At 52.7% G+C, this 17,319-nt stretch carries 15 protein-coding genes; 4 read left to right on the top strand and 11 right to left on the bottom strand.

Features of this window, described 5'->3' with window-relative positions; genetic code table 11:
• The first annotated feature begins 23 nt into the window (after positions 1-23).
• From caiC to caiE, 3 genes are all read left to right on the top strand, one after another.
• Positions 24-1,577 (top strand): crotonobetaine/carnitine-CoA ligase, encoded by a 1,554-nt coding sequence (caiC, locus tag QZF50_RS03430; RefSeq protein WP_000351348.1) that lies wholly within the window; start codon positions 24-26, stop codon positions 1,575-1,577.
• 108 nt (positions 1,578-1,685) lie between these two features.
• Positions 1,686-2,471 carry a crotonobetainyl-CoA hydratase gene (gene caiD, locus QZF50_RS03425; protein ID WP_000004397.1) on the top strand — a complete coding sequence of 262 codons (786 nt, stop codon included), beginning with the start codon at positions 1,686-1,688 and terminating at the stop codon, positions 2,469-2,471.
• 5 nt (positions 2,472-2,476) lie between these two features.
• Positions 2,477-3,067, top strand: coding sequence for a carnitine operon protein CaiE (gene caiE / locus QZF50_RS03420; protein WP_000122876.1), 591 nt, complete (start codon positions 2,477-2,479; stop codon positions 3,065-3,067).
• A gap of 85 nt (positions 3,068-3,152) precedes the next feature.
• On the opposite strand, the gene caiF is transcribed toward caiE, so the two are convergent.
• From caiF to QZF50_RS03365, 11 genes are all read right to left on the bottom strand, one after another.
• Entirely contained in the window at positions 3,153-3,548 is a 396-nt protein-coding gene (gene caiF / locus QZF50_RS03415) for a carnitine metabolism transcriptional regulator CaiF (RefSeq protein ID WP_000333120.1), read from the bottom strand.
• A 260-nt stretch (positions 3,549-3,808) separates the two neighbouring features.
• Complete coding sequence (carB, locus tag QZF50_RS03410) at positions 3,809-7,030, bottom strand: carbamoyl-phosphate synthase large subunit (protein WP_001126376.1); 3,222 nt, start codon at positions 7,028-7,030, stop codon at positions 3,809-3,811.
• Between the two features lie 17 nt (positions 7,031-7,047).
• A complete protein-coding gene (gene carA / locus QZF50_RS03405) occupies positions 7,048-8,196 on the bottom strand; it encodes a glutamine-hydrolyzing carbamoyl-phosphate synthase small subunit (protein WP_000597260.1) in 1,149 nt (382 codons plus the stop codon).
• A 455-nt stretch (positions 8,197-8,651) separates the two neighbouring features.
• Positions 8,652-9,473, bottom strand: a complete 822-nt coding sequence (dapB, locus tag QZF50_RS03400) for a 4-hydroxy-tetrahydrodipicolinate reductase (protein ID WP_000543605.1) — start codon at positions 9,471-9,473, stop codon at positions 8,652-8,654.
• A 166-nt stretch (positions 9,474-9,639) separates the two neighbouring features.
• Positions 9,640-10,554, bottom strand: coding sequence for a ribonucleoside hydrolase RihC (gene rihC / locus QZF50_RS03395; RefSeq protein WP_001239133.1), 915 nt, complete (start codon positions 10,552-10,554; stop codon positions 9,640-9,642).
• 65 nt (positions 10,555-10,619) lie between these two features.
• Positions 10,620-11,570: a 4-hydroxy-3-methylbut-2-enyl diphosphate reductase gene (gene ispH, locus QZF50_RS03390; RefSeq protein ID WP_001166405.1), complete on the bottom strand. Its 951-nt coding sequence runs from the start codon at positions 11,568-11,570 to the stop codon at positions 10,620-10,622.
• Between the two features lies 1 nt (position 11,571).
• Positions 11,572-12,021: an FKBP-type peptidyl-prolyl cis-trans isomerase gene (gene fkpB / locus QZF50_RS03385; RefSeq protein WP_000004655.1), complete on the bottom strand. Its 450-nt coding sequence runs from the start codon at positions 12,019-12,021 to the stop codon at positions 11,572-11,574.
• Positions 12,022-12,108: 87 nt separating this feature from the next.
• On the bottom strand, positions 12,109-12,603 hold the full coding sequence (lspA, locus tag QZF50_RS03380; RefSeq protein WP_000083369.1) for a signal peptidase II: 495 nt from the start codon (positions 12,601-12,603) through the stop codon (positions 12,109-12,111).
• Positions 12,603-15,419, bottom strand: coding sequence for an isoleucine--tRNA ligase (gene ileS / locus QZF50_RS03375; RefSeq protein WP_001286857.1), 2,817 nt, complete (start codon positions 15,417-15,419; stop codon positions 12,603-12,605). Before ileS ends, lspA begins: the two co-directional genes overlap by 1 nt.
• Positions 15,420-15,461: 42 nt before the next feature.
• Positions 15,462-16,403, bottom strand: a complete 942-nt coding sequence (gene ribF / locus QZF50_RS03370) for a bifunctional riboflavin kinase/FAD synthetase (protein ID WP_000767329.1) — start codon at positions 16,401-16,403, stop codon at positions 15,462-15,464.
• 7 nt (positions 16,404-16,410) lie between these two features.
• Positions 16,411-16,629 (bottom strand): DUF2575 family protein, encoded by a 219-nt coding sequence (locus tag QZF50_RS03365; RefSeq protein ID WP_001295417.1) that lies wholly within the window; start codon positions 16,627-16,629, stop codon positions 16,411-16,413.
• A gap of 102 nt (positions 16,630-16,731) precedes the next feature.
• Here QZF50_RS03365 and rpsT point away from each other — a divergent pair, with 102 nt between their 5' ends.
• A complete protein-coding gene (gene rpsT, locus QZF50_RS03360) occupies positions 16,732-16,995 on the top strand; it encodes a 30S ribosomal protein S20 (protein ID WP_001274021.1) in 264 nt (87 codons plus the stop codon).
• Positions 16,996-17,319 lie beyond the last annotated feature (324 nt).

The following is a 17,319-nucleotide window of genomic DNA, read 5'->3' as shown; positions in this document are numbered from 1 at the left end:
GAACAAAAATGGATAGAGGTGCAATGGATATCATTGGCGGACAACATCTACGTCAAATGTGGGACGATCTGGCGGACGTTTACGGTCATAAAACGGCGCTGATTTGTGAATCCAGCGGCGGAGTCGTTAACCGGTATAGTTATCTTGAGTTAAATCAGGAGATTAACCGCACGGCAAACCTGTTTTATACGCTGGGGATTCGCAAAGGCGACAAGGTTGCACTACATCTCGACAACTGCCCGGAATTTATCTTTTGCTGGTTCGGGCTGGCAAAAATTGGCGCGATTATGGTGCCGATTAACGCCCGCCTGTTACGCGAGGAAAGCGCGTGGATCCTGCAAAATAGCCAGGCGTGCCTGCTGGTGACCAGTGCGCAATTCTATCCTATGTATCAACAGATTCAGCAGGAAGATGCCACTCAATTGCGGCACATTTGCCTGACAGATGTGGCACTTCCCGCTGATGATGGCGTGAGTTCGTTTACTCAACTGAAAAATCAACAACCTGCCACCTTGTGCTATGCACCGCCGCTATTGACTGACGATACGGCGGAAATTCTCTTCACCTCCGGCACCACCTCCCGACCGAAAGGTGTGGTGATTACCCATTACAACCTGCGCTTCGCTGGATATTACTCCGCCTGGCAGTGTGCACTGCGTGACGATGACGTCTACCTGACGGTAATGCCTGCGTTTCATATCGATTGCCAGTGTACTGCGGCGATGGCGGCGTTTTCTGCCGGGGCCACCTTTGTGCTGGTCGAGAAATACAGCGCCCGCGCCTTCTGGGGACAGGTGCAGAAGTACCGCGCCACCATTACCGAATGTATTCCGATGATGATCCGTACGTTGATGGTGCAGCCGCCTTCAGCGAACGATCGGCAACACCGCCTGCGGGAAGTGATGTTTTATCTCAACTTGTCGGAGCAGGAAAAAGATGCGTTTTGTGAACGCTTCGGCGTTCGCTTGCTGACGTCTTATGGGATGACGGAAACCATTGTGGGCATTATCGGCGATCGCCCTGGCGATAAACGACGCTGGCCGTCGATTGGTCGGGCGGGGTTTTGCTACGAAGCGGAGATCCGCGACGATCACAATCGCCCGCTCCCGGCAGGTGAGATCGGTGAAATCTGTATTAAAGGCGTACCAGGGAAAACCATCTTCAAAGAGTATTTTCTCAACCCGAAAGCCACTGCGAAAGTGCTGGAAGCCGACGGCTGGCTACATACCGGCGATACCGGATACTGCGACGAAGAGGGCTTTTTTTATTTCGTCGATCGCCGCTGCAATATGATCAAACGCGGTGGCGAGAATGTCTCCTGCGTGGAGCTGGAAAATATCATCGCCACCCATCCAAAAATTCAGGATATCGTGGTTGTGGGTATTAAAGATTCGATTCGCGATGAAGCCATCAAAGCATTTGTGGTGCTGAATGAAGGTGAAACATTGAGCGAAGAGGAATTTTTCCGCTTCTGCGAACAAAATATGGCGAAATTTAAAGTGCCCTCTTATCTGGAGATCAGAAAAGATCTGCCACGTAATTGCTCGGGGAAAATAATTAGAAAGAATCTGAAATAAATGAAACAGCAGGGAACTACCCTGCCAGCTAATAATCACGCTATAAAACAATATGCATTTTTTGCAGGGATGTTGTCGTCCCTGAAAAAGCAAAAATGGAGAAAAGGAATGAGTGAATCATTACATCTGACCCGCAATGGATCAATTCTGGAAATTACCCTTGATCGTCCAAAAGCGAATGCTATTGATGCAAAAACCAGCTTTGAAATGGGCGAAGTATTTCTAAATTTCCGTGACGATCCGCAATTACGTGTCGCCATTATTACCGGTGCCGGAGAGAAGTTCTTTTCCGCGGGCTGGGATTTAAAAGCGGCAGCAGAAGGCGAAGCACCGGATGCTGACTTTGGCCCGGGTGGATTTGCGGGATTAACCGAAATTTTCAATCTCGACAAACCGGTTATCGCAGCTGTGAACGGCTATGCCTTTGGCGGCGGTTTCGAACTGGCGCTGGCGGCAGATTTTATTGTTTGTGCCGATAACGCCAGCTTCGCCCTGCCGGAAGCCAAGCTGGGCATCGTTCCTGACAGCGGCGGCGTGCTGCGTCTACCGAAGATCCTGCCGCCTGCCATCGTCAATGAAATGGTGATGACCGGCAGACGAATGGGCGCAGAAGAGGCGCTGCGTTGGGGGATAGTCAACCGCGTGGTTAGCCAGGCGGAACTGATGGATAACGCCCGCGAACTGGCGCAGCAGCTGGTTAACAGCGCCCCGCTGGCGATTGCGGCGCTGAAAGAGATCTTCCGCACCACCAGCGAAATGCCGGTAGAAGAAGCGTATCGCTATATTCGCAGCGGCGTGTTGAAACACTATCCGTCGGTTCTGCATTCGGAGGATGCCATTGAAGGGCCGCTGGCGTTTGCCGAGAAGCGCGATCCGGTGTGGAAAGGACGTTAACAACCGTGAGCTATTACGCCTTTGAGGGGTTAATTCCGGTGGTTCACCCGACGGCGTTTGTCCATCCCAGTGCCGTCTTGATTGGCGATGTGATTGTGGGAGCCGGTGTCTACATCGGCCCACTCGCCTCACTGCGTGGTGACTACGGGCGGTTGATCGTGCAAGCGGGAGCCAATATTCAGGATGGCTGCATTATGCATGGCTACTGCGACACTGACACCATCGTTGGGGAAAACGGCCATATCGGGCACGGAGCGATCCTGCATGGTTGTGTGATTGGTCGCGATGCATTGGTCGGGATGAACAGCGTGATTATGGATGGCGCGGTCATTGGCGAAGAGAGCATTGTTGCCGCCATGAGCTTTGTCAAAGCAGGCTTTCACGGCGAGAAACGCCAGTTGTTGATGGGTACGCCAGCCCGCGCTGTACGCAGTGTTAGTGACGACGAGTTACACTGGAAACGGTTGAATACCAAAGAGTATCAGGATCTTGTCGGGCGCTGTCATGCATCGTTACATGAAACACAGCCACTGAGGCAAATGGAGGAAAATCGCCCCCGTTTGCAGGGGACGACGGATGTGACGCCTAAACGGTGATCTTGCCGGATGCGACCTGGTTGCTGGATAAGATGCTACAACATCGCATCTGGCAAGCAGGACGCCCGGTATCAACGAGATAAAATTAACGACGCATACTCTTTGACAACATCATCTGCCACTTCTGCTCGCGGTTAAGTTCCGTGAGCGGAACGGCAGGAATACGCGGCGTCTTTCTTACGCCGACTAATTTATCCCGGCTGTTATTGCGCAGGCGCGCGTAAATTTGCTCATCGATATCGACCACTTTTACTAGTCGCTGGCACTGGCATCCCCGTCCTTCCAGCTTATTAGGGATCATCTTAACTTCGCAGCTTATTTCTGCGACTTCCGACAGAATATAAGTCAGGGTATTAACCGCCTTGCTGTGTTCAATATCGAAATGAATAGAGATCTCTCTTGCTATCACCCACCGATTTTCAGCCATCATCCATTCGGCGATTAACAAGTAGAGTGGTTTTTCAACATATCCTTCACACATACGAACTCCAGTTTCACAAATTAAAAGTCTGGCTATGACTCGTTTTGAAGCAATTAAACAAGGCCATATTAAAATTGTGGATATATCGATAGTATGCAACTTCACCGTCGATAAGTGTGAGCTAAATCCTGCTTATGTCATCAAAAATATCGATTCCCCAAAAGATTTACTTAATGGGCAAAAAAAACGGTCCTCATCAGAGAACCGTATTACTTATTCGATCAAATTAGCGGATGAAAAATATCCGCCATGACACGTTATTATTTGATCTGCGCGTGCATTTCCTGCACCGAAATTACTTTTTCGGTCGCGTCGGCATTCAGCGCCATCGCGGTAGCGAAACCACCGTTCAGGGTGGTGTCATAATGCACTTTATATTGCAGCGCACTGCGACGGATCACGCGGGAGTCTTCAATCGCGCGACGGCCTGAAGTGGTGTTGATGATGTAGGTATATTCGCCATTCTTGATGCGGTCCTGAATGTGCGGACGGCCTTCATGCACCTTGTTCACCAGACGCGGATTGATACCCGCTTCGCCCAGCACAATCGCCGTGCCGTGGGTCGCATCCAGCTCGAAGCCCTGTTTCAGCAGTTTTGCCGCCAGGTCCACCACGCGTTCTTTATCGCCTTCGCGCACGGAAAGCAACGCACGACCGTGTTTCTTCATGGTGGAGTTGCTGCCCAGCTGCGCTTTGGCAAACGCTTCAGCGAAGGTGCGGCCCACGCCCATCACTTCCCCGGTGGAGCGCATTTCTGGCCCTAACAGCGGGTCAACACCCGGGAATTTATTGAACGGCAGCACCACTTCTTTCACCGAGTAGTACGGCGGGATAACTTCTTTGGTTACGCCCTGCTCAGCCAGCGATTTGCCAGCCATCACACGCGCCGCCACTTTTGCCAGCGGTACGCCGGTGGCTTTGGAGACGAACGGAACGGTACGCGCCGCACGCGGGTTAACTTCAATCAGGTAGACTTCGTTGTTTTTCACCGCAAACTGCACGTTCATCAGACCGCGCACCTGCAATTCGAAGGCCAGTTTCTGCACCTGCTGGCGCATCACATCCTGAATTTCCTGACTTAAGGTGTAGGCTGGCAGAGAACATGCGGAGTCACCGGAGTGCACGCCCGCCTGCTCGATGTGCTCCATGATGCCGCCAATAAGCACCATTTCGCCGTCGCAGATGGCATCCACGTCAACTTCTACCGCGTCATCAAGGAAGTGATCCAGCAACACTGGCGCATCGTTAGACACGCTGACCGCCGTCTGGAAGTAGCGACGCAGGTCAGCTTCGTCATAGACGATTTCCATCGCCCGACCGCCGAGAACGTAAGACGGACGTACCACCAGCGGGTAGCCAATCTCTTTCGCCTTCTCTACCGCCATTTCAATAGCGGTAACGGTGGCGTTCGCCGGTTGTTTCAGTTTCAGACGCTCAACCGCATGCTGAAAGCGTTCACGGTCTTCTGCACGGTCGATAGCATCCGGGCTGGTGCCGATAACCGGTACGCCAGCAGCTTCCAGCGCGCGCGCCAGTTTCAGCGGGGTCTGACCGCCGTACTGAACGATAACGCCTTTCGGCTTCTCAATACGCACGATTTCTAGCACATCTTCCAGAGTTACCGGCTCGAAGTAGAGGCGATCGGAAGTGTCGTAGTCGGTGGAGACGGTTTCCGGGTTACAGTTAACCATAATGGTTTCGTAACCGTCTTCGCGCAGCGCCAGCGAGGCGTGTACACAGCAGTAGTCGAATTCGATACCCTGACCGATACGGTTCGGGCCGCCGCCGAGAACCATGATTTTTTCACGGTCGGTAGACGGATTCGCTTCGCACTCTTCTTCATAAGTGGAGTACATGTAAGCGGTGTCGGTGGCGAACTCTGCCGCACAGGTATCCACGCGCTTATAAACCGGGTGCAGGTCATACTGGTCGCGCAGCTTGCGGATTTCCGCTTCGCGCACGCCCGCCAGTTTTGCCAGACGCGCATCGGCAAAGCCTTTGCGTTTCAGCTGGCGCAGGAATTCAGCGTTCAGGCCAGTGATGCCCACTTCCGCTACTTTCTCTTCCAGACGCACCAGTTCTTCAATCTGTACCAGGAACCAACGGTCAATATTGGTCAGGTTGAACACGCCGTCCACAGACAGGCCCGCACGGAAGGCATCGGCGATGTACCAGATACGCTCTGCGCCAGCATCTTTCAGTTCGCGACGGATTTTGGTTAACGCTTCCGGGTCATCGAGGCTCACTTTCGGGTCGAATCCAGTCGCACCGACTTCCAGGCCGCGCAGCGCTTTTTGCAGGGATTCCTGCTGCGTGCGACCAATCGCCATCACTTCGCCAACCGATTTCATCTGAGTGGTCAGACGGTCGTTAGCACCAGCGAATTTTTCGAAGTTGAAGCGAGGAATTTTAGTAACCACATAGTCGATGGACGGCTCGAAGGAGGCCGGAGTACGTCCGCCAGTGATGTCGTTCATCAGTTCGTCGAGGGTGTAACCCACCGCCAGTTTCGCCGCCACTTTAGCAATCGGGAAACCGGTCGCTTTCGACGCCAGCGCCGAAGAACGGGACACGCGTGGGTTCATTTCGATAACAATCAGGCGACCGTTTTTCGGGTTCACCGCAAACTGGACATTGGAACCACCGGTTTCAACGCCGATTTCACGCAGCACCGCCATCGAGGCGTTACGCATGATTTGATATTCTTTGTCGGTCAGCGTTTGGGCTGGCGCGACAGTGATGGAGTCACCGGTATGGATGCCCATCGCATCAAAGTTTTCGATAGAGCAGACGATGATGCAGTTGTCGTTTTTATCACGCACCACTTCCATCTCGTACTCTTTCCAGCCGATCAGCGACTCATCAATCAGCAGCTCTTTGGTTGGGGAGAGATCCAGACCGCGGGCGCAAATTTCTTCAAACTCTTCGCGGTTATAAGCGATACCGCCGCCGCTACCGCCCATGGTAAAGGATGGGCGAATAATGCACGGGAAGCCCACGTCAGCGGCAACCGCCAGCGCTTCTTCCATCGTGTGTGCGATACCGGAACGCGCGGTTTCCAGACCAATTTTCTTCATCGCTACGTCGAAACGACGGCGGTCTTCTGCTTTATCAATCGCATCGGCGGTCGCACCAATCATAGTCACGCCGAACTCTTCCAACACGCCCTGACGCTCCAGCTCCAGCGCGCAGTTCAGCGCCGTCTGACCGCCCATCGTTGGCAGCACCGCGTCCGGGCGCTCTTTTTCAATAATCTTGCGTACCACTTCCCAGTGAATCGGCTCGATGTAGGTCGCATCGGCCATTTCCGGGTCGGTCATGATGGTCGCCGGGTTGGAGTTCACCAGAATGACCCGGTAACCCTCTTCGCGCAGGGCTTTACATGCTTGCGCGCCAGAGTAGTCAAACTCACACGCCTGACCGATAACAATCGGGCCCGCACCCAGAATCAGGATACTTTTTATATCTGTACGTTTTGGCATGGCTCTTTTACTCCTGATTACTTAGCGGTTTTACGGTACTGCTCAATTAACTCGATAAAGTGGTCGAACAACGGCGCGGCGTCGTGTGGACCAGGGCTGGCTTCAGGGTGCCCCTGGAAGCTGAACGCCGGTTTATCGGTGCGATGAATGCCCTGTAACGTACCGTCGAACAGGGATTTATGCGTGACACGCAGGTTTGCTGGTAATGTTGCTTCGTCCACCGCAAAACCGTGGTTCTGGGCGGTGATCATCACCACGTTTTTCTCAACATCTTTAACCGGATGGTTGCCGCCGTGGTGACCAAATTTCATTTTGACAGTCTTCGCACCGCTCGCCAGCGCCAGCAGCTGATGACCGAGGCAGATGCCGAAGACCGGAATATCGGTTTCGAGGAATTTCTGGATGGCGGTAATGGCGTAATCGCACGGGGCCGGGTCGCCAGGACCGTTGGAGAGGAAGATGCCGTCTGGATTCATTTTCAGCACATCTTCCGCAGAAGTTTGCGCCGGAACGATGGTCAGGCGACAGCCTCTGTCCACCAACATGCGCAGGATGTTGCGCTTGGCACCAAAATCATAAGCCACGACGTGGAACGGCAGCTCGTCTTCTTTTTTCGCTTCTGGCAGGCCGCCGGTCAACGTCCAGCTCCCTTGTGTCCAGCTATAGGCTTCTGCGGTGGTCACTTCTTTTGCCAGATCCATGCCATTCAGACCTGGGAACGCGCGGGCTTTTTCTAACGCCAACGCCGCATCCGGGTTATCGCCTGCGATAATGCAGCCATTCTGTGCGCCTTTCTCGCGCAGTAAACGTGTCAGCTTACGGGTATCGATATCGGCAATCGCCACGATGTTATGGCGCTTCAGGTAAGAAGAGAGGTCTTCGGTATTACGGAAGTTGCTGGCAATCAGCGGCAGGTCGCGAATCACCAGACCTTGTGCATGTACCTGAGAAGATTCTTCATCGGCGTCATTAGTGCCGACATTGCCAATATGGGGATAAGTAAGAGTAACGATTTGACGAGAATAGGAAGGATCAGTGAGGATTTCTTGATAACCGGTCATTGAAGTATTGAAAACGACTTCCCCAACCGCCGAACCTGTTGCCCCTATGGCCCGACCGTGAAACTGGGTTCCGTCTTCCAGAACCAATAGCGCTGACTTAATCAAAACACCCTCCAGAGAATATTCACTCACTTTATTTGCATATTAATTCACAATGATGACGTAAATCAATGCAAATCTGCTTACCGACGAATTTCTGGCAAACGGCGGCATTCTGGAGATATGGGCGCTAAAAGTCAACTTAATGGCGGGATTTTTTATATTATTTTGTGGCTCATGCATGTTTTACAGGCATTAAGCGGCAAAAAGATCATATAACCTGTTCTGGAAAACGCTTGCGCAGCAAGAAGATTGCATGAAATAAAAGCGAGTAGGGAAAAGTGGACCAAATGGTCAAAATTTACATTAAAACAACAAAAACCGAAGACAAAACATGTAATTTTTGGAACTTATAGACAATTTAAAAACATAACACTAAAAATAAAAGGGCCAAAAATTAAAGCCCTTTACAATCAATAAATTAAATGTGTTATTTTTGCACCATAACAAATATTTTGTGGTTACAAACTATTGAGATCAAGCACATCTCGCATATCAAAAAGACCACTTTCCTTACCACTCAACCACAAAGCCGATCTTACCGCGCCGTTAGCAAATGTCATGCGGCTGGACGCCTTATGGGTGATCTCCAGACGCTCGCCAATATCGGCAAACATCGCGGTATGTTCGCCAACGATGTCACCTGCACGCACGGTGGCAAAACCAATGGTGCCAGGCACACGTTCACCGGTGTGGCCTTCACGACTGTAGACCGCGCAATCTTTCAGATCTTTATCAAGGGCGTGGGCGATCGCCTCTCCCATTGCCAGTGCGGTGCCTGACGGCGCATCAACTTTATGTCTATGATGTGCTTCAATAATTTCGATATCGGTGTAGTCACCCATCACTTTGGCTGCTTTCTCCAGCAGCTTAAGCATGACGTTAACGCCAACGCTAAAATTGGCGGCAAAGACAATCGCAATATCGGCGGCGGCGTCACGAATCGCCTGTTTACCGGCTTCGTCAAACCCCGTAGTGCCGATCACCATCCCTTTGCCATGCTGGCGACAAAAAGCGAGATGGTTCAGCGTACCTTCCGGACGGGTAAAATCGATAAACACATCAAAATCATCTTTTACCGCATCGAGGCTGCTTTGCACGGTAACGCCTGTTTTCCCTGCACCAGCCAGCTCACCGGCGTCGCTGCCCAGTAAAGAAGATCCTTCGCGCTCCAGCGCCGCGCCCAGCTGCACGCCTTCTAATGCCAGCGCCGCCTGAATCAACTGGCGGCCCATACGCCCCCCGGCTCCCGCGATGGCAACGCGGATGTTTGCATCATGCATAGCTATTCTCTTTTGTTAATTTGCATAGACCGTTTTCAGAGTAACCAGCGCATCGCTACGCCGCCAGCCAAAAACGCTGATAATTAGAAATTAATGATAAACAGGGAGGGATATCAGTGAAAGGCATGAGTCGATGAATGACTGCATGCCGATAACATGTGACAGGTTACGACGCCAGAGCCAGCACCTCAGCCACCCACTGCTGGAAGCCTTTCACATCCAGATCCAATGCCACCTTTACATTGGCTGGTTTGCCCAGGCAACCGTCGATATCAACCACCGTCGTGCCTGAGGTAAATTCGCCTTGAGTTTCTACCGCGACAAAACACGGCTTGAGGGTGAATAAGTCCGGGCGCACCAGCCAGGCGATGGCGCAGAGATCGTGCATTCGCAGACCGCTTTGCATACTGCCGCTACGGTAGTGGCTAAACAGTGCATGAAGCATTTTTCCGGTGCGATTCAACTCCGGCAAAGTAGCGAGATAGTCAGGGGTTAATATTGCCTGATTGGTGACATCCAGACCGCACATGACGATTTCGATTCCGCTACGGAAGACACAGGCAGCCGCTTCTGGATCGGCAGCGATATTAAACTCGGCGTTTGGCGTACAGTTGCCGCGTCCGGCAGAACCACCCATGATCACCAGACGGCGAATATACGGCTTGCATTCCGGGCATTGTGAAAGTAACAGCGCAATATTGGTTAACGGGCCAATGGCCACCAGGGTAACAGGCTCTGGTGCACGCATCAGGGCATCCCGAATCGCCAGAAACGCCGGTATCCCGAGCGGCTTTCGGTTGTGCTCAACAAAGTCGTAGCCAGCCATTCCCGATTCGCCGTGCACAGATGCCGCATCACGCGGTGCGCGTACCAGCGGCACAGCGGCCCCTTGGGCGAGCGGAATCTCCGCATTCCAGAAATGCAGCAGTTGCAGGGCATTGCGGGTAGTTTTCTCAACCGAGACATTACCCGCGACGGTGGTCATCAGTTGCAGGTCGAGTTCGGGTGCAAAAATCGCGGCGGCAATGGCGACGGCATCGTCAATGCCGGGGTCAGTATCGAGGAAGATAGGTAAACGCATGTTTTCTCCATAAAAAATGCCGGTAACAAGACCGGCATTTTCGCATAACTTAGGCTGCTAATGACTTAATCGACTTCACGAATATCGACACGCAGCTCTTTCGGCACTTCGAAAACAATGTTTTCTTCACGTCCTTCCAGCGGAATGGCTTCACCACCGCCCAGCTGTTGCAAACGTGCCACCACATTCTGCACCAGAATATCCGGAGCCGATGCGCCCGCAGTCACGCCGACGCATTTAACCTCTTTCACCCACTCTTCCTGGATATCTTTCGCATCATCAATCAAAAACGCGCTTTTGCCCATACGCTGGGCCAGCTCCGCCAGACGGTTGGAGTTAGAGGAGTTTTTCGAACCGACCACCAGCACAACTTCCGCCTGTTCGGCCAGGGCACGTACCGCTTCCTGTCGGTTAGTCGTGGCGTAGCAGATGTCATCTTTGCGCGGACCGACAATTTTCGGGAAGCGTTTACGCAGCGCGTCGATCACATCAGACGTGTCATCCACCGACAGCGTGGTCTGGGTCATAAAGGAGAGTTTCTCTTCGTTTTTGACCGTCAGTTTCCACACATCGTCTGGTGATTCAACCAGATACATTCCCCCTTCCGGGTTGCTGTACTGACCCATCGTGCCTTCCACTTCCGGGTGCCCGGCGTGACCGATGAGAATAGATTCTTCGCCACGGCGACTAGCGCGGGCGACTTCCATATGCACTTTGGTCACCAGCGGACAGGTCGCGTCAAATACCGTCAAATCGCGACTTTTTGCTTCGTTACGTACCGCCTGAGAAACACCGTGTGCGGAGAAAATCAGGATCGCGCCGTCCGGTACTTCGCTAATCTGCTCAATAAAGATAGCCCCACGCTCACGCAAGCTATCGACCACATAGCGGTTATGTACCACTTCGTGACGGACATATATCGGTGCGCCGTAAATGGCCAGCGCGTTTTCAACAATGCTGATAGCGCGGTCTACCCCGGCACAAAAACCACGCGGGTTGGCCAACAGGATCTGCATGTTACGCCTCCAGTGCCGGATCGATTTCCAGCACTTCAATATCAAAATGAACGGTCTGCCCGGCCAGCGGATGGTTGAAATCAACGGTAATGGAGTCGCCGTTAATTTCGCGGATCACGCCAGGCATCTCACTGCCATCCATTGCGGTAAAAAGCATGATTGCGCCAATTTCTGGCTCGCCTGCATCCATAAATTCACGGCGGGAGAAGTACTGAATCAGGTCCGGTGACGGCACGCCAAACGCCGCATCTGGCTCCAACGAGAAGGTGGTTTTATCGCCCACTTTCAGCCCCAACAGGTGTTGCTCCAGCCCTTCAGAAAGAGAAGCATCACCCAGGCGGAACAGCGCCGGTTTACCGTTGTTGCGGGTAGACTCGGCGGTGGTGCCATCGTCGAGTTTTAGCGTGAAGTGCACCAGGACGGCGCTATTGCTCTGTACAGATTCAGACATGCAGGTTTGCTCTTATATTTTGAGGATTTTTGCCGGATGCGGCCTACGATTTCGCAGCAATCTGTAGGCCTTATCCGGCAGGGTTTATTATTGTTTTTTCGCTTTAGAAGGCAAAAAACCTTCCAGCACAATCAGTGCCGCACCGACACAAATGGCAGTATCGGCAAGGTTGAAGGTGGCGAAGTGCCAGTCGCCGACGTAGAAGTCGATCATATCGACAACGAAGCCGTGCCACAGGCGGTCGAACAGGTTGCCCAGCGCGCCGCCAATAATCAGCGCATAAGCGATATTGTTTAGCTTCTGCGTGGCCTTCGAGCGATACATCATCACTGCCAGGATCACGCTAATACCAATCGCAATACCGGCAAAGAACCAACGCTGCCAGCCGCCGCTATCGGCAAGGAAACTAAACGCCGCGCCATAGTTACGCGCATAATGCAGATTAAGCGACGGGAACAGCGGGACCGTATCCCCCAGAGCAAAGTTCTGGAGGATCAGGTATTTGCTGCCCAGATCGATAATCAGCACGACTACCACCAGCCACAGCCAGCGTAGCCCTGTTGAACAGATCGATTGACTCATCAGGCAAACTTACGTTTTTCACCGTCACCGGCGACGTTGCTGACACAGCGGCCGCAGATTTCTGCGTGTTCCGCCACCTTGCCGACATCCTGGGTGTAGTGCCAGCAGCGTGGGCACTTCTCACCTTCGGCTTTACTCAACGCGACTTTCAGCCCTTTGAGTACTTCGCTCTGCTGAGCATCAGCAGGTGCGTCGTTATAGTCTGCAACGGTAGCGCCGGAGGTCAACAGGACAAATCGTAATTCATCGCCCAGCGCGGTCAGTTTCGCCGACAGTTCCGGTTCTGCATACAAGGTTACTGCCGCTTCCAGCGAGCCACCCACTTTCTTGTCGGCACGCGCTTGCTCAATGACTTTGTTCACTTCGCCACGCACTTTCAACAGCTCGTCCCAGAACGCATCGTTCATCGCTTCACTGTCTGCCAGACCAAACAGGCCTTCGTACCACTCACCGGTAAAGACGTATTTTTCACGTTCGCCCGGCAGGTAGCCCCACACTTCATCAGCGGTGAAGGAGAGGATTGGTGCCATCCAGCGCACCAGCGCTTCTGCGATGTGATACAGCGCAGTCTGGCAGCTACGACGCGCCACACTGTCCGCTTTGGCGGTGTACTGACGGTCTTTGATGATGTCGAGGTAGAAGGAACCCATCTCAACGGAGCAGAAGCGCATCAGACGCTGTACCACTTCGTGGAAATCGTATGCTTCGTACGCCTTGAGGATGTCTTCCTGTGCCGCTTTCGCACAACCTACGGCCCAGCGATCCAGTACCACCATCTCTTCCGGTTTCACCATATCTTTTGCCGGATCAAAACCGTTCAGGTTTGCCAGCAGGAAGCGCGCGGTGTTACGGATACGACGATAGCTGTCGGCAGCACGTTTCAGGATCTCATCAGAAACGGCCATTTCACCGGTGTAGTCAGTTGATGCCACCCACAGACGCAGAATATCCGCGCCCAGTTTGTTCATCACATCCTGCGGCGAAACGGTGTTGCCGATGGATTTAGACATCTTGCGACCCTGACCATCCACGGTAAAGCCGTGGGTCAGTACCTGACGATACGGCGCTTTGCCTTTCATCGCGGTGGAGATCATCAGGGAAGACATGAACCAACCACGGTGCTGGTCAGAACCTTCCAGATACATGTCCGCTGCGTGACCGGCAAATTCCGGACGCACGTCAACAACAGAAGAGTGGGTAGATCCGGAGTCAAACCATACATCCAATGTGTCCGGCACTTTCACGTACTGATCAGCTTCATCGCCGAGGATCTCTTTCGCATCAAGATCCCACCACGCCTGGATGCCGTCAACTTCAACGCGTTTTGCCACTTCTTCCATTAGTTCGAGAGTACGCGGATGCAGCTCTTCCGTGTCTTTGTGCACGAACAGTGACATCGGTACGCCCCAGGTGCGCTGACGGGAGATACACCAGTCAGGACGGTTAGCAACCATCGACTCGATACGCGCCTGGCCCCAGTCCGGGATCCACTGCACGCCTTTGATCTCTTTCAGTGACTGCGCACGCAGACCTTTCTGATCCATGCTGACGAACCACTGCGGCGTCGCGCGGAAGATGATCGGCGTTTTGTGACGCCAGCAGCACGGATAGCTGTGCTGCATTTTCTCAACGTGCAGCAGCGCGCCTTTTTCCTGCAGCAGCGCAACGACGATGTCGTTCGCTTTGAAGACGTTCACGCCATCCAGCGTCGGATAAGTGCCCGGCAGATAAGTGCCGTCCGGGCCAACCGGGTTAGCGGTTTCCAGGCCGTATTTCTGACCGATCACATAGTCGTCCGGGCCGTGGCCAGGCGCGGTGTGAACGGCACCGGTACCGGCATCCAGGGTAACGTGATCGCCGAGGATTGCCGGAACGTCGAAGCCCATAAACGGATGGGTAAAGCGCAGCAACTCAAGCTCCGCACCTTTTACCGTGCCGAGAATGGTGTAATCGGTCACGCCGATACGCTGCATTACGCTTTCAACCAGATCTTTCGCCAGAATCACGGCCTGACCGTCGATCTGCACCAGCGCATAGTCGAAATCAGGTGCAATAGAGATTGCGCGGTTCGCAGGCAGAGTCCACGGCGTAGTGGTCCAGATCACCAGCGAGATTGGGCCGTTAACGTTGCTTACGGCAAATTTTGCTTTCAGTGCATCCTGATCGACCGCCTGAAAAGCAACGTCGATGGACGGAGAAGTTTTGTCGTAATACTCAACTTCCGCTTCCGCCAGCGCAGAACGGCAGTCAACGCACCAGTGAACTGGCTTCGCGCCTTTGTGCAGGTGACCGTTGCCGATGATTTTGCCCAGCGCGCGGATGATGTTGGCTTCAGTTTTGAAGTCCATGGTCAGGTACGGGTGCGACCAGTCGCCCAGCACGCCCAGACGGATAAAGTCTTTGCGTTGACCGTCAACCTGGGTCGCCGCGTATTCGCGGCACTTGGCGCGGAACTCGGCGGCGGTGAATTTCTCACCCGGCTTACCGTATTCTTGCTCTACTTTCAGCTCGATCGGCAGACCGTGGCAGTCCCAGCCAGGCACATACGGCGAGTCATAACCGGAAAGCCCTTTGGACTTCACGATAATGTCTTTCAGAATCTTGTTAACCGAGTGACCAATATGAATGCTGCCATTCGCATAAGGAGGGCCATCATGCAGAATGAAGGTTTTTTTGCCTTTTTTAGCCGCACGGATGATGCCGTACAGATCATCATCAGTCCAACGCGCCAGCATTCCCGGTTCGCGCTTGGCGAGATCGCCACGCATCGGGAACCCTGTTTCCGGCAAATTCAGGGTTGATTTATAGTCACTCATCAGATTCTCGGTTCCGTGTTTCGGTTTGATTACATAACAGGCTTAAGCCGGTTTTGTTAGCCCAAAAAATTCGCGGGCGGTTAATTCATCACGCGCAATCTGCGCTTTCAGTTCGTCCAGCGACGCAAATCGCTGCTCATTGCGTATTTTTTTACGCAGCACTACTTGTATATGGCGACCGTAAAGGTCCATTGCAACATCTAACAAATGCACTTCCAGCTGCTGGCGAATACCGGCAACCGTTGGGCGTGTTCCAATGTTTGCCACGCCGGGTAACGGCTTTTCACCGAGGCCCAGCACTTCTACCGCATAAACCCCTTTCACCGGGGAAACCTGACGGCGTAGCGGTACATTCGCCGTCGGGAAACCTATAGTGCGCCCTAATTCATCACCGTGGACTACACGCCCGGAGATGGCAAACGGGTGCCCCAGTAAACTTTCTGCCAGAGCCAGATTGTCATCCGCCAGCGCCTGACGCACAGCGGTGCTGCTGATACGCACGCCACCTTCGCAAAAAGTTTGCGTACTGGTGATATCGAAGCCGTATTCCATGCCAGCTTTCTGTAATAACAAGAAATCGCCTTCACGACCAGCGCCAAAGCGGAAATCATCACCTACGGCAAGAAATTTTACGCGCAAATGCTTCACCAGAAGATCGCTGATGAAATTTTGCGCGGTTAACGCCGCGAAACGCCTGTCGAAACGCACGCACAGCACGTAATCAACGCCACACTCTGCAAGGTAACGCAGTTTTTCCCGCAGCCGGGTCAGCCGTGCCGGGGCTTTATCGGTAGCAAACAGTTCCAGTGGTTGAGGTTCAAAAAGCATCACCATCACCGGTAAGTTGCGCTTGCGCCCTTCTTCCTGCAAGCCCTGTAACAGCGCGCGATGACCGCGATGCACGCCGTCGAAATTACCAATAGTCAGCACACACCCTTCTTGCGGGGCCTGGCTGAGATTATGTATGCCGCGTATCAGCTTCATGTCTGGCTCAAAACAGTGAAAATCGTCCGAGTATACCTTGTACAGCGGTCAAGGTTAACCGGCGATTGAGTACCGAAATCAGAAAGAAGTGGCTTTTCATTGCCATGGCGCAAATCACGGGAAGAAAGTGACCGCCTGCTGCAATTTTTATCGCGGAAAAGCTGTATTCACACCCCGCAAGCTGGTAGAATCCTGCGCCATCACTACGTAACGAGTGCCGGCACATTAACGGCGCTTATTTGCACAAATCCATTGACAAAAGAAGGCTAAAAGGGCATATTCCTCGGCCTTTGAATTGTCCATATAGAACACATTTGGGAGTTGGACCTTGGCTAATATCAAATCAGCTAAGAAGCGCGCCATTCAGTCTGAAAAGGCTCGTAAGCACAACGCAAGCCGTCGCTCTATGATGCGTACTTTCATCAAGAAAGTATACGCAGCTATCGAAGCTGGCGACAAAGCTGCTGCACAGAAAGCATTTAACGAAATGCAACCGATCGTGGACCGTCAGGCTGCTAAAGGTCTGATCCACAAAAACAAAGCTGCACGTCATAAGGCTAACCTGACTGCACAGATCAACAAACTGGCTTAATCGCCAATTTGCTGAAGCTTTGTGAAAAAGCCCGCGCAAGCGGGTTTTTTTATGCCTGCTGCTTTTATGATGCGTGAGAGAACACACTACCGGTTGCCAGATAGTCAAAAGATGCTGGCTTTTGCAGACATGCCGTTACACTTTCTGAACTCTTCGTGGCTTAAGAATCGTAGAACCATCGGCTGATACATTCTGAACAAGAATATCTACTCAATCTCCAGACTCCCCTACAAAGAATGTGGATATTGTGATACACATTGAGGTATTAAACTTAAGACCACTCTATTTTTGAATTAAATTCCTATACACTTTAACCATTCATAA

This window comes from uncultured Escherichia sp., assembly GCF_948475835.1.
Taxonomy (GTDB): Bacteria; Pseudomonadota; Gammaproteobacteria; order Enterobacterales; family Enterobacteriaceae; genus ECMA0423.
The sequence above is the reverse complement of the archived record's forward strand: the minus strand, read 5'-3'. Positions and strand labels throughout refer to the sequence as shown.

Coding starts and splice junctions, on each gene's coding strand:
- caiC (WP_000351348.1), top strand. CDS start 24: ATGGATATCATTGGCGGACAACATCTACGTCAAATGTGGGACGATCTG.
- caiD (WP_000004397.1), top strand. CDS start 1,686: ATGAGTGAATCATTACATCTGACCCGCAATGGATCAATTCTGGAAATT.
- caiF (WP_000333120.1), bottom strand. CDS start 3,548: ATGTGTGAAGGATATGTTGAAAAACCACTCTACTTGTTAATCGCCGAA.
- carB (WP_001126376.1), bottom strand. CDS start 7,030: ATGCCAAAACGTACAGATATAAAAAGTATCCTGATTCTGGGTGCGGGC.
- dapB (WP_000543605.1), bottom strand. CDS start 9,473: ATGCATGATGCAAACATCCGCGTTGCCATCGCGGGAGCCGGGGGGCGT.
- rihC (WP_001239133.1), bottom strand. CDS start 10,554: ATGCGTTTACCTATCTTCCTCGATACTGACCCCGGCATTGACGATGCC.
- ispH (WP_001166405.1), bottom strand. CDS start 11,570: ATGCAGATCCTGTTGGCCAACCCGCGTGGTTTTTGTGCCGGGGTAGAC.
- fkpB (WP_000004655.1), bottom strand. CDS start 12,021: ATGTCTGAATCTGTACAGAGCAATAGCGCCGTCCTGGTGCACTTCACG.
- lspA (WP_000083369.1), bottom strand. CDS start 12,603: ATGAGTCAATCGATCTGTTCAACAGGGCTACGCTGGCTGTGGCTGGTG.
- ileS (WP_001286857.1), bottom strand. CDS start 15,419: ATGAGTGACTATAAATCAACCCTGAATTTGCCGGAAACAGGGTTCCCG.
- ribF (WP_000767329.1), bottom strand. CDS start 16,403: ATGAAGCTGATACGCGGCATACATAATCTCAGCCAGGCCCCGCAAGAA.
- QZF50_RS03365 (WP_001295417.1), bottom strand. CDS start 16,629: ATGTGCCGGCACTCGTTACGTAGTGATGGCGCAGGATTCTACCAGCTT.